Origin of the sequence: Streptomyces sp. IBSBF 2435 (genome assembly GCF_036815005.1) — a bacterium.
Taxonomy (GTDB): domain Bacteria; phylum Actinomycetota; class Actinomycetes; order Streptomycetales; family Streptomycetaceae; genus Actinacidiphila.
The window spans coordinates 1-12,913 of sequence record NZ_JAJSYW010000198.1 but is presented as its reverse complement, the minus strand read 5'-3'; the positions used below and the strand labels follow the sequence as shown (position 1 = coordinate 12,913).

Sequence of the window (12,913 nt, the reverse complement as noted above, 5' to 3'; positions counted from 1 at the left end):
GTCCCCGGTGCCGCCCACACCCGAGCCCACACCGGCGCCGGCCCCGCCCCCGATCGACTGAACCCGCCTCCACGGGGCGCACGCGTAATCGCCCTGCCGCGGCAGGCGCTTTTCGGGGCGCACGGATTCGCATGTGTTATCGATTCATTCGGCTTTCCATGCATGAATCGAAAATATGCTCGGTCATTCATCATTTAGGTCGATAATCCGTGCGCGCCGTGAGCATGACAGAGATTAACGCCGCAGGTGGGAGACGCGAAGCCTCGCACGCGCCTGCGACGCATGACGCATGCGTTCCAGTCACCTCCGCAAAATGGTCACAACTCCTCCGCGATCTACCCCACGATGGTCCCCGGAATACGGCCGGAGAGGGCCGTTGGAGTGGGAGCACGCCGATCGGGAATCGGCGGCTGCCGGGGGAGGAACTTCATGGGCAGAGCTTTACGCGCCGCAACCGTCGCGTCCGCGGCGGCACTGGTGGCACTGGCGGTCGCGCCGCCGTCGGCGCGGGCCGCGGTGCCGCCGCGGGTCGATCTCAGGGTGCTGGTGGTGGACGACGGGGGTCCGGCGACCGCGGCCATCACCTCGGAGCTGGACGGTGCGGGCACTCCGTACACCACGGTGGACCTCACCGCCGCGGGCCGGCCGGTGATCACCGCGGGCTTCCTGAGCGACACCGTGTCGGGGCGACCGCGGGCCAAATTCCAGGCGGTGGTGCTGCCCAGCGACAACCCGTTCGGCGCGGGCTCCACGGAGATGGCCGCCCTGGCGGCGTACGAGACAGCCTTCGGTATCCGGCAGGTGGACGCGTACACCTACGCGCAGCCCTCGGTCGGGCTCAACTACGCGCAGACCGGCGGCTACCTCGGCCCGCTGGACGGCGTGCAGGGGCAGGTGACCGCGCAGGGCGCGGCGGGCGACTTCGGGTACCTCAAGGGCGCGGTGCCCTTCGAGGACAACGACCCCTACCAGTCGGAGAGTTACGGCTACCTGGCGACGCCGCTGGCCACCCAGGCGGCCGGGGCGAGCTTCACCCCGCTGGTGGACGCGCCGATCCCGGGCGGCACCGAACGCGGGGTGCTGGTCGGGCAGTACACGCACGACGGGCGCAGCGAGCTGGTGATCCCGTTCGTCTACAACCAGTACCAGCAGCAGTTCCGGCTGCTGGCCCGCGGCATCGTGGAGTGGATGACGCAGGGCATCCACCTGGGCGCCGACCGCAACTACTTCGAGGTACAGGTCGACGACGTCTTCCTCGCCGACGACCGGTGGAATCCCACCCTCAACTGCACGCCGGGCGACGTGGACTGCCCGATCGGCACCGGGGACGACACCGACCCGGTCCGGATGACGGCGGCGGACGCGGCCTATGCCGCGCAGTGGTCGAAGGCGCACGGCCTCACCTTCGACTTCGTCTTCAACGGCGGCGGCAGCGAGGACTGGAAGTCCGACCACGGCACGACGACCGACCCGCTGGCGAACCAGCTGATCGCCGACAAGAACACCTACCGGTGGGTCAACCACACCTATCTGCACCCCTTCCTGGGCTGTGTGCAGGACGTGAGCGTGGTGCCGTGGCGCTGCCAGACGACCGCGAGCGGCGCCGTCCAGTGGGTGAGCACCTCCGACATCACCTCGGCGGTGCAGGACAACCGCACCTGGGCGGCGGTGCACGGACTGTCCCTGAACGACCAGGAGCTGGTGACCGGCGAGCACTCCGGGCTCAAGCTGCTGCCGCAGCAGCCCGCCGACAATCCCAACCTCGCCTCCGCGCTGACCGTGCTCGGCGTGAAGTACCTGGCCAGCGACAACTCCCGTGAGCCCGACCAGCGCCAGGCCGGCCCCGCGGTCACCGTGCCGCGCTTCCCGATGAACGTCTTCTACAACGCCGGCACGGCGCAGGAGGAGACCGACGAGTACAACTGGATCTACACCAGCCAGGCCCAGGGCGGCAGCGGCGCCTGCACGACCTCCGGCAACTCCACCTGCCTGAACGCCCCGTTGGACCCGGCCACCGGCTACGCGTCGTACATCGTGCCGCTGGAGTCGAGGATCGACCTCGGCCATGTGCTGGGCAACAATCCGCGCCCGCACTTCCTCCACCAGTCGAACCTGGCCGAGGACCGGATCGCGTACCCGGTGCTGGAGCGGGTGCTCGGCGACTACGCGGCGCTGTTCGCGGCGAACACGCCCACGGTGAATCTGCGGACCTCGGACATCGCCACCGAATTGCAGCGCAGGGCCGCGTGGAGCACGGCGTGGAAGGGCGGCGACGTCACCGCCTACCGCATCGGCGACACGGTCACCGTCAGCGCGCCGAGCGGCGTCCAGGTGGACGCGACCGTCCCGGCCGGCACCCGGCAGGCCCAACTGCTCGGATCCACGGCCTTCGGCACCGCGTACGCGGGCCGGCTGTCGGGCTGGACGCAGCCGGGGCTGCTGCAGTTCGCGGTGTCGCTGACCCTGCCGTCCGGCGCGGTGCCCGCGGCGCCGGCGAAGGCCGCCGCCAACAGCCCGGCGGCGCTCGCGGCCCCGGTCGGCCGGCTGCCGGTGCCCAAGGGCGTGGCGGTCGCCGTGCCCGCCGGGCCCGGCGACAGCAAGCGGCCCTGACACGGCAGACGCGAACGCGTGCGGGCGGGGCGGTGGCCGCCCCGCCCGCACGCCGGGGCGCGCCCGCGCCCCGGCCGTACCGACCTGTCCCGGGGGGACACATGCACGCAGTGCTCGGCCAACCGCCCTCGCGTATCGCGCAGGTGACGCTGCTGACCGAGGGGACCTACCCGCACAGCCCCGGCGGGGTCAGCGTCTGGTGCGACCAGCTCGTACGCGCCATGCCCGATGTGGACTTCCGGGTCACGGCCGTCACCGCGACGGGACGTGAGCAGCCGGTGTGGGAACTGCCGTCGCACGTGCGGGCGGTGGAGTCGATACCGATGTGGGGCGCCGTCCCCGGGGGGAAGGAGCCGCGCGGCCGGGACCGGCGGGCCTTCCTCGGCGCCTGGGAGCGGCTGCTGACCTCGCTGCTGGCCGAGGGCGGACGCGGCGGGGACGGTGGAAGGGCCGGCACCGACGAGCTGTTCGGCCCCGCGCTGTACGACCTCGCCGACTGGGCGGACGCCGGCACGCTGTCGGCGGGCCTGCGCTCCGAGGCGGCCGTACGCGCCCTGGCCGGGCTGTGGCGGCGCCCGGGTACGGACGTGGCGGCGGCCCTGCCGACCCAGTACGACGCGCTGACCGGCACCGACCTGCTGGAGCACGCGCTGCGCCCGCTGGCCGCCGGCGCGCCGACCGGAGTCGCGCACGCGGTCAGCGGCGGCCTCGCCACCCTGCCGGGGCTGCTCGCGCACCACCGCGACCAGGTGCCGCTGCTGCTCACCGAACACGGCGTCTACCAGCGGGAGCGCTATCTCGGCCACCGCACGGGCCCCTACCGCTGGCCGGTGAAGTCCCTGATGCTGCACTTCTTCCGGCTGCTGGCCCGCGAGGCCTACCGGCACAGCGCGCTGATCACCCCGGGCAACCGCTACAACCGCCGCTGGGAGGAGCACGGCGGCGCCGACGCGGGCCGTATCCGTACCGTCTACAACGGGGTCGACCCCGCCGCCTTCCCGCTCGCCGGGCCCGAACCCGAGGTGCCGACGCTGGCCTGGGCCGGGCGGATCGACCCGATCAAGGACCTGGAGACGCTGATCCGCGCGTTCGCGCTGGTCCGCGAGGAGATACCCGAGGCCCGGCTGCGGATCTTCGGCGGCACCCCGCGCGGCGGCGAGGACTACCGCGCGCGCTGCGAGGCGCTGGCCGCAGCGCTCGGGGCCGCCGGGGCGGTCAGCTTCGAGGGCCGGGTGGACGACATCCGCACCGCCTACGCGGCCGGGCAGGTCGTGATGCTCTCCAGCATCAGCGAGGGCTTCCCCTTCACCCTCATCGAGGCGATGTCCTGCGGGCGCTGCACCGTCTCGACCGACGTCGGCGGGGTGCGCGAGGCGGTCGGCGAGACCGGCCTCGTCGTCCCGCCGCGCGACCCCGCTGCCATGGCGGCGGCCACCCTGGCGCTGCTGCGCGACCCGGCGCGGCGGGCCGCGCTGGGCGAGGCGGCCCGGCTGCGGGTCATCGACCAGTTCACCCTGCGGCAGACCATCGACGCCTTCCGCGGCATCTACACCGGCCTGTCGCCGGCCGAGCCGCGCACCGGGCGGCAGTACGGCGGGGTGACGTGGATGTCCCGGGTCCGGCGCGCCGACACCGCGGCGGGGTCCGGGCAGCGGCCCGCCGCGGAGGGCACGGCGTGAGCGGGCCGCTGTCACTGGTCGGCGCGGCCGGCGCCGACGGGGCGATGGGCGCGGTGGTGCGGCTGCCGCGGCGGCGGACGCCGTCGTGGGCGCAGAGCGACCCGGTCGTCGAGCTGGCGGAGCGGCTGGCCGGGCCGTGTGCGAGCGCGGTGCACCCGGACGAGATCGCGGCGCTGCTGGAGTCCGAGGGGCTGACCGACGAACAGGTCACCGGGCGCTACGGGCACCGGGACCTGTTCTCGCTCGCCGAGTCGCTCTTCGCGCTGGTGCCGCGCGCCTACCCCGAGCCGGAACCGGCCGCCGACCCGTGGCGCACCGACGCCGGGCGCTGTGTCCTGCGCGGACTGACCTTCGCGCTGCCGGGCGTCGCCTATGTCGTCGGCGGGCGCTGGGCGGACGGCCCCGACGGGCCGTTCGGGGTGACCGCCGCGGTCGCGGGCTGGGCGGCGGCGGCGCTGTGCAGCTGGAGCTGGAACCAGGGGCTCTCGCACCGGGCGGGCCTGCTGCTGCTCGCGCAGCGCCCGCGGGCGGCGGCCCGCTGCCTGCTCGTGGGCGCCGCCGCGGGCACCGTGCCGGCCACGGCGGCGGCGCTGGCCGTGACGGGCGTCGCGCACCCGGCGCCGCCGCTCTTCGCGCTCGGCCAGGCGCTGTACATGGCGGCGGCCACCGTCCTGCTGGTGCTCGGCCGCGAGCGGTCCCTGCTGTACGTCCTGGCGCCGCTGACCGTGGCGGCCGGGTGCGGCGCGACGGGACTCCCCTCGCCCGTGGTCGCCGCGATCCTCACGGCGACGGCCGGCGCCGCCATCGCCGCGGCGGTGCACACCGCGGGCGGTGCCGCCCGCGCCGCGGGGGCCGGGTGGTTCGGCGTCCGGCCGCGCGGGAGCCGGACCCGCGCCGGGCGCCCGGAGCCGCGCGAGGGCGGGGAGGCCGGGGAGGGCGGCCCGCACGTGCCGGTGGGCCGGTCGGTGCCGCTGGCACTCGGCGGGCTCGGCGCCGGGGCGCTGGTGGTGACCGCGGCCCTGGCCGGGGAATTCGTCGCGACGCTCACCGTGAGCATGGGGGTGGCCGAATGGCTGCTCTTCCGCTTCCGCAGCCGCGCTCTGGTGGCGCTGCGCAGGACCGGGGTCGGTGAGCGGCTCTTCACCCGGTCGTGGCGGGTGCTGGCGCGCTGCCTGGGGGCCTATGCCGCCGCGCTGGTGGCGCTGGCCGGCGTCGAGTCCGCGGCGCTGCCGGGGGCAGCGCCCTGGGACGCGCCGCATCTGGGCGTGCTGCTGGCGCTCGGCTGCACGCTGTGGCTCGCGCTGCTGCTCCAGTCCTGCGACCGGCCCTGGCCCGCCGCCGCCGTGCTGTCGGCGGCGACCACGACAGCCGTGGCGCTGCTCGCCGCGCACATCGGCGCGCCCGGCGCCGTCATCGGCCTGACCGGGGCGGGCGCCGCCGCCGTCCTGCTCACCACGGCCGCCGCCGTCACCGCCCGGGTCACCGCACACCGCTGACCGCCGGTCCCCCGGCGGGTACCCCACGTCACCTCTGCCACAAGGAGATCACCCCTGTGTCCACCGCAACTGCCGTCGCCGTCACCGGCGCCGAGGGCTTCATCGGCTCGCACCTGGTCGAGGCGCTGGTCGCCTCCGGCCGCCGGGTGCGCGCGATGGTGCAGTACAACTCCTTCTCCTCGCACGGCTGGCTGGAGCTGCTGCCGCCCGAGGTGACGGACTGCGTGGACGTCGTCCTGGGCGATGTCCGCGACCCCGGCTCGGTGCGCGACCTGGTCGCCGGCTGCGACACCGTCTACCACCTGGCCGCGCTGATCGCGATCCCGTACTCCTACCGGGCGCCGCGCAGTTACGTCGACACCAATGTCAGCGGCACCCTCAACGTCCTTGAGGCGGTACGGGAGTCGGGCATACCGCGGCTGGTGCACACCTCGACCAGCGAGACGTACGGCACCGCGCAGACCGTACCGATCAGCGAGGACCACCCGATCGTGACCCAGTCGCCCTACGCGGCGTCCAAGGCGGGCGGCGACCGGCTCGCCGACAGCTACCACGCCAGTTTCGGCACCCCGGTGGTGACGCTGCGGCCCTTCAACACCTTCGGCCCCCGGCAGTCGATGCGGGCGGTGATCCCGACCGTGATCGGGCAGGTCGCCGCCGGGGAGCGCAAGGTGACGCTGGGCGATCTCCGGCCCACCAGGGACTTCACCTACGTCAAGGACACCGCTGCCGCCTTCCTGGCGGTGGGGACCGCGCCGGCCGGGCGGGTGGTCGGCAGGACCTTCAACGCCGGTACGGGCGGCGAGATCTCGGTCGGCGACCTGGTGCGGCTGATCGGCACCCTGATGGACACCGACCTGGCGGTGCTGGAGGACCCGCAGCGGCTGCGCCCGGCCGGGTCCGAGGTGATGCGGCTGGTGTGCGACGCGAGCCGGCTGCGCGAGGCGACCGGCTGGGCGCCCGCCCACCGGCTGGAGGACGGCCTCGCCCGCACCATCGACTTCTTCCGCGACCCGGTCCACCTGGCCCGCTACAAGACCGGCGCCTACAACGTCTGACCGTACGTCGGAATCGACCCTGACCACACCACTTCTGGGGGGACCCACCATGCACGCAGTCATCCTCGCGGGCGGCAAGGGCGTACGCCTGCGGCCCTACACCACCGCGCTGCCCAAGCCGCTGGTGCCGATCGGCGACAGCCACGCGATCCTGGAGATCGTGCTCAGGCAGCTGGCCGCCGCGGGCTTCCTCCGCTGCACGATCGCCATCGGCCACCTCGGCAACATCATCCGCGCCTACGTCGGCGACGGCTCCCAGTGGGGGATCGACGTCGACTACGTGACCGAGGACAACCCGCTGGGCACGATGGGCCCGCTGCTGACGATGCGCGACGAACTGCCCGAGCACTTCCTGGTGATGAACGGCGATGTGCTCACGGACCTGGACTTCGCGCAGTTACTGCGCGGGCACAGCGGCTCCGGCGCCCCGCTGACGATCGCCACCTACCGGCGCACCGTCAACATCGACTTCGGGGTGCTCACCACCGCCGAGGGCCAGGTGGTGGGCTTCACCGAGAAGCCGAGCATGGACTACCGGGTGTCGATGGGGGTCTACGGGGTCTCCCGGGACACGCTCTCGGGCTACACGCCGGGGCTGCCGCTGGGCTTCGACGAGCTGGTGCTCGACCTGCTCGCCGCGAACCGGCCGCCGCACGCCCACGACTTCGACGGCTACTGGCTGGACATCGGCCGGCCCGACGACTACGACCGGGCGAACGCCGAATTCAGCAGCCTGCGCGGGCTGCTGCTCAAGGGGGCGTGAGCACGGCATGAGCAGGATTCTGGTGCTCGGCGGCGCGGGCTACCTCGGCGCCCCGGTGACCGCGCGGCTCGGCGCGCTGCCCGGGGCGACCGTGCTGCACGGCGGGCGCGCGGCGCCGGACGGCGGGGGCGGTGCGGGCGGTCGCCCGGCGCCGGACCTGCCGGCCGACCTGGGCACGGTGCCGGTGGACGTGCTGGCCGGCGGGCTCGCGGCGCTCGGCCCCGACGTCGTGGTCAACTGCGCCGGGCTCACCGGCGGGCCGGCGAGCACACTGGCGGCGGTCAACGCCCGCGGCCCGGCCGCGCTGTGCGAGGCGATGGCCGCCGCGGTGCCCGCTGCCCGGCTGGTGCAGCTGGGCTCGGCCGCGGAGTACGGCCCCGGGACGCCCGGGACACCGCTCCACGAGTCGGCCGCGGCCCGGCCCGCCGGGGTCTACGGCGCCACGAAGCTGGCGGGCACCTTGGCGGTGACCGGGTCGGGGCTCGACGCGGTGGTGCTGCGGGTCTTCAACCCGGTCGGCCCGGGCGCACCCGCGTCCGGGCTGCCCGGGCGGCTCGCCGCCGCCTTCCGCGCCGCACCGCCGGACGGGGCGGTCCGCACCGGCGGCCTGGGCGCGTACCGTGACTTCGTGGACGTGAACGACGTGGCGGAGGCGGTGGCGCTGGCCGCCACCGCCGCCGGGCCGCTGCCCCCGGTGCTGAACATCGGGTCGGGCCGCGCCAGGCCGGCCCGCGATCTGGCGGCGGAGCTGGCCGGGCTGGCCGGCTTCACCGGGCGGATCGAGGAGTCGGGCGCGGGCTCGGAGCGCTCGGCCGCCGCGTCCTGGGTGTGCGCGGACATCGCGCTGGCCGCCGCGGCCCTGGGCTGGCAGCCGGCCCGCACCCTGCGCGACGCGCTGGCGGCGCTGTGGCTGACCACCGCCCCGGCCGCCGGGGCGTCGGCATGACCGCCCCCGAGCGGCCGGCGGCGTACAGCGGCCCCACGCCCGTACCGCCGTACGCGCCGAGGCCCGGGCGCACGCCGCCGGAGGCGGTGGCGCAGCCCGCGGTGCCGCCCGTCGCCGCCGCGCGCTCGCTGCTCGTGCCGCTGTACGTCCATCCCGCCCTCGACCCGGGCGCCTGGCGGGCGCTGGAGCAGGCGGCGGGGCGGCTGTACGGCGTGGTGGTCAACGTCGCGGACGGGCCGGGAGCCGGGCCGCCCGACACGGTCGTCGCGGCGGCGGCGCGGCGGCTGCGGGCGGCCGGAGTGCGGCTGTTCGGCTATGTGGACACCAACTACGCGGCCCGGCCCGCCCGGGAGGTCGCACGCGACCTGCGGCGGCACCAGGACTGGTACGGGGTGAGCGGGGTCTTCTTCGACCGGGTCGCCTCCGGCCGCGACCGGCTGCGGTACTACCGGCGGGTGGCGGTGGCCGCCCGGCGCGGCGGTGCGCGGGCCGTCGTGCTCAACCCCGGGGTGCACCCCGACCCCGGCTACGCAGCGGTCGCGGACCTGCTGGTGACGTACGAGGGCAGCTGGGAGGACTACACGGCGGCGGCTGTTCCCGGCTGGACGGCGGCCCATCCCCCGTCCCGCTTCTGCCACCTGGTCTACGGCGTGCCCGGGGCCGCGGCCGCGCGCGCGGTGGCGCGCACGGCGGCGGGGCGGGGCGCGGCCGTGCACTGCGCGGTGCCGGGCGGGCCGCCGAATCCCTGGCAGTACGTGCCGTCGGGTGCCGCGTGAGCGGCCGGGCCGCCCGCGCGCTCGGCTGTGTGGCCGTGCTGCTGCTCGCGGCGGCGGGCTGCTCCTCGCCGGGCGGCGACGACAGCGGCCCGGCTCCGTCCGGGCCCACCTCCGCGCACACTCCCCCGTCCACTTCCGGCTCCGGGGCGGCGGCAGCCGCGGGGCGGTGGCAGCCGGCGCCCGGCGCTGCCTGGCAGTGGCAGCTCAGCGGCACCGTCGACACGTCCGTCGACGTACCGGTCTACGACATCGACGGGTTCGAGAACGACGCCGGGGTCGTCACGCGGCTGCACCACGCCGGGCGCCGGGTGATCTGCTACGTCAACGCCGGTGCGTGGGAGTCCTTCCGCCCGGACGCCGCGCGCTTCCCGACCGCGCTGCTGGGCCGCGGCGACGGCTGGGACGGCGAACGCTGGCTGGACATCCGCGCCCTCGACCGGCTGCGCCCGCTGATGGCCTCCCGCTTCGACATGTGCCGCGCCAAGGGCTTCGACGCGGTCGAGCCCGATCTGGTCGAGGGGTACGCCAATTCCACCGGCTTCCCGCTGACGGCCGCCGACCAGCTCGCGTACAACCGGATGATCGCCGCTCTCGCCCACGCCCGCGGGCTCGCCGTCGGGCTCAAGAACGACCTCGGCCAAGTGCCCCAGCTGCTGGGGGACTTCGACTTCTCGGTGGACGAGCAGTGCGCGCAGTACGACGAGTGCGGGCGGCTGTCACCGTTCATCGCGGCCGGCAAGCCGGTCTTCCACGTCGAGTACGAGCTGAAGCCGGCCCGCTTCTGCCCCGCGGTGCGCAAGCTGGGATTCAGCTCGATGGCCAAGCACCTGTCGCTCGACGCCTGGCGCGAGCCCTGCTGACCCCGCCCCGCCCGGCAGGGGCGGGCCACGGACCCCGCCGGGCGAGGAGGAGGCACCGGCGGGATCCGTCTGACGTGCCGTGGGCACGGCTCACGGCACGTCAGATCAGCCGCCACAGGTGGTCGGCCGAACCGTTGTCGGTCCACTGGGTGACCTGGGCGCTGTCGGCCTGCGACATGCCGTCCACCGCGAGCACCTTGCCGGAGCGGACGTTGACGATCTTCGACCAGCCGTCGCCGTTGTCGGTGATGCGCCACAGGTGGTCGGGGGTGCCGTTGTCCTGGTACTGCTGGACGTGGGCGCCGTCGGCGGTGCTCTGGTCGTGGACGGCGAGCACCTTGCCGCTGTTGCGGTTGGCGATGCGTACGGTGCCGTCCCCGTTGTCCAGCAGGGTCCACACATGGTCGGCGGTGCCGTTGTCGGTGTACTGCGTGACCTCGGCGGTGTCGGCCAGCGACATGCCGGAGACGGCCAGCACCTTGCCCGAGTTGCGGTTCTGGATGCGGTGCCAGCTCACCGCGGAGGCGGCCGGCGGCAGCAGCAGGGCGAACATCCCGCCGACCACCGGCCGGTCCTGGAAGCCGCGTTGGGCGCCGCTGGCGACGACGTACCAGTCGCTGAACGGGACACGCTGGGGTGTGCTGTTGGCGAAGTTGTAGACGCCGTTGACCAGTTGGTCGCGGGTCGTCCCGTGGTCGGCGAGCCAGGCGGCGGTCCACACCTCCCAGTCGCCCTTGGTGTAGTCGTTGCGCGGGTCGAGGACGACGCCGTTGGCGCCGGCCCGCGCGGAATACCAGGCGGCCTCGCGGGCGGCGGTGCCGGTGGGGACCAGGTCGAGGCCGAGCAGCCGGTCGGGGAAGCCGTTGTATTTCAGGCTCCAGGTGCCGTCCTGGTCGTAGGCGAGTTTGAGGTGCCCGCCGGAGGAGTCCTCGGCCAGCGACGTCCAGCGGCTGATGTAGCTGCGGGCCAGGGTGCGGTAGTGGGCGGCGTCCGCGGTGCTGCCGTTCACGGCGGCGACCACGCTCATCGCGCCGATGCCGACGATGCCCTTGAGCGCGAGGTTGGCGCTGTGCGCGATGAAGCCGGTGAAGTCGTCGGTCTGGTTCTGGAAGCCGGGGTCGAGGGCGTTGGCGGCGAGGTATTCGGCCCACCGGCGCAGGATCGGGTAGTGGGCGGCGGCGAAGGCGGCGGCGTCGGCGGCGGGCAGCCGCTGGAGGAGGGCGGCGGCCATGATGAGGATGTTCGCGGACTCCTCGACCGGCATGTCCTCCTCGTTGCCGTCGTTGTGCCCGGTCGCGTTGGGGTAGCCCGAGCCGAGGTCGTGCTCGGCGAACTCCTCGGGCCAGCCGCCGTGTTCGGCGTAGTCCAGCAGCGGTTCGAGCAGCAGCCGCAGGTAGGCGGGCGAGAGGTAGAGGTAGGCGGGGAAGGCCGGGTAGGTCACGTCGATGGTGGACATGTTGCCGTCGGAGGAGATCTCCTTCAGGAACGCCCAGGGCGATCCGTTCCGGTCGACCAGTTCGGTGCCGGCCACCGCCTGGCGCAGCGCGAGGGCGCAGACGGCCGCGTAGTGGTCGCCGGTGGCGCCGCCGCCGGCCGCCGCGACCGCGTCGTTGTGGATGCGCTGGTCGAGGGCGGCGGCCGAGCTGAGGGCGGCGGCGTGGTCGGCGTCGAACCAGCCGACCATGTCGGTCCAGGAGCCCCAGTAGTGCGTCCACCACGGCTGGAGCTGGGCGCCGAGGTAGGTGACCGCGGGGGTGCGGACATGGCCGAGGGTGACGGTGAATTCCGCCGACGGCGTGCCCGGGTTGACGGTGCCGAAGTCGCGGTTGAGGCCCAGCACCGGCCAGCGGTCGCTGATGGCACGGGGTTTGGCGCTGTCGACCGAGCCGTCGAGCCGCCCGTTGGCCGCCGAGGCGGCGCGGACGACGGTGTCCTGCCCGATCTGCGCGGTGACCCCGGTGCCGCTGGGCGCGGCCAGCACCAGCCGGCCCCAGGAGGCCTGGTCGCCGTGCTCCTGCAGCACTCCGGGGGTGGCGGGCTGCGCGCTGAGCACCGTCATCCGGCCGGCCTGCTGGAGGTCCCAGGTGATGGGGGTGGCAGTGTCGCCGTGCACCCACTCCCCCGACACATCGAGGTGGACGTCGACCGCGTGGGCGCGGCCGTCGGCGCTCGCGGCCTGCACGGTGACGTAGCTGAGCGGCACCGACTGGCGCTGGAGGTTGCCGAGGTCGACCGGGGAGAAGAAGGTGACGGTCAAGGCGACGCCGCCGCCGGTGAGCGTGTACACCGAGCGGGTCGCGGTCAGTTGCAGCGAGGTCTGCTGCATGGTGGCCAGCGCGGGTCCCGCGGGCAGCGCGGGTGAGCCGGCGAAGATGTAGGCGGCGCCGTCGATCCTGGCCAGGCCGCACAGCGCGGTGATGTGGCCGTTCCAGAAGGTGGGCCAGGTGCCGGCCAGGTTGTCCGCCGGCAGCCAGGTCGACAGGTACATCGAGCGGACGGCGAGCGGCACGGCGGGCGGCCGGATCGGCCCGAAGGTGCTCGCGGCCGGGGCAAGCCCCTGTGCGCTGGCCCGCGCCTGGGCGGCCGGCGCGGCGGTGAGGGTGAAGAAGCCGCCGGTGGCGGCGGCCGCGGTCAGCGCGCCGCTCCACTTGAGCAGGTCGCGGCGCCCTGGCCCGGGCGTGCGGAGGTCATCGGAAGTCACGGGGGTCCGTCCTCGGGGAGGGGT

Annotated in this window: 9 protein-coding genes; 8 read left to right on the top strand and 1 reads right to left on the bottom strand. The window is 74.6% G+C overall.

Translation table 11 applies throughout. From position 1 onward, the window contains the following. Positions 1–429: 429 nt before the first annotated feature. The 8 genes from V7E46_RS28540 (at position 430) to V7E46_RS28505 (ending at position 10,188) form a co-directional block, all read left to right on the top strand. Positions 430–2,610, top strand: coding sequence for a hypothetical protein (locus V7E46_RS28540; protein ID WP_333771111.1), 2,181 nt, complete (start codon positions 430–432; stop codon positions 2,608–2,610). Between the two features lie 101 nt (positions 2,611–2,711). Next, positions 2,712–4,289, top strand: coding sequence for a GT4 family glycosyltransferase PelF (pelF, locus tag V7E46_RS28535; protein ID WP_333771109.1), 1,578 nt, complete (start codon positions 2,712–2,714; stop codon positions 4,287–4,289). Next, entirely contained in the window at positions 4,286–5,785 is a 1,500-nt protein-coding gene (locus tag V7E46_RS28530) for a hypothetical protein (protein WP_333771107.1), read from the top strand. Before pelF ends, V7E46_RS28530 begins: the two co-directional genes overlap by 4 nt. Before the next feature lie 56 nt (positions 5,786–5,841). Beyond that, the gene (locus V7E46_RS28525; RefSeq protein ID WP_333771106.1) at positions 5,842–6,843 is read left to right on the top strand and encodes an SDR family NAD(P)-dependent oxidoreductase; all 1,002 of its coding nucleotides are present in this window, start codon (positions 5,842–5,844) and stop codon (positions 6,841–6,843) included. Between the two features lie 49 nt (positions 6,844–6,892). Next, positions 6,893–7,606: a sugar phosphate nucleotidyltransferase gene (locus V7E46_RS28520; RefSeq protein ID WP_333771105.1), complete on the top strand. Its 714-nt coding sequence runs from the start codon at positions 6,893–6,895 to the stop codon at positions 7,604–7,606. A 7-nt stretch (positions 7,607–7,613) separates the two neighbouring features. After that, positions 7,614–8,552 carry an NAD-dependent epimerase/dehydratase family protein gene (locus tag V7E46_RS28515; RefSeq protein ID WP_333771104.1) on the top strand — a complete coding sequence of 313 codons (939 nt, stop codon included), beginning with the start codon at positions 7,614–7,616 and terminating at the stop codon, positions 8,550–8,552. Continuing rightward, a complete protein-coding gene (locus V7E46_RS28510; RefSeq protein WP_333771103.1) occupies positions 8,549–9,328 on the top strand; it encodes a spherulation-specific family 4 protein in 780 nt (259 codons plus the stop codon). Before V7E46_RS28515 ends, V7E46_RS28510 begins: the two co-directional genes overlap by 4 nt. Next, on the top strand, positions 9,325–10,188 hold the full coding sequence (locus V7E46_RS28505; protein WP_333771102.1) for an endo alpha-1,4 polygalactosaminidase: 864 nt from the start codon (positions 9,325–9,327) through the stop codon (positions 10,186–10,188). Before V7E46_RS28510 ends, V7E46_RS28505 begins: the two co-directional genes overlap by 4 nt. A gap of 100 nt (positions 10,189–10,288) precedes the next feature. On the opposite strand, the gene V7E46_RS28500 is transcribed toward V7E46_RS28505, so the two are convergent. Further along, positions 10,289–12,889: a glutaminase domain-containing protein gene (locus tag V7E46_RS28500; protein ID WP_333771101.1), complete on the bottom strand. Its 2,601-nt coding sequence runs from the start codon at positions 12,887–12,889 to the stop codon at positions 10,289–10,291. Positions 12,890–12,913: the final 24 nt, after the last annotated feature.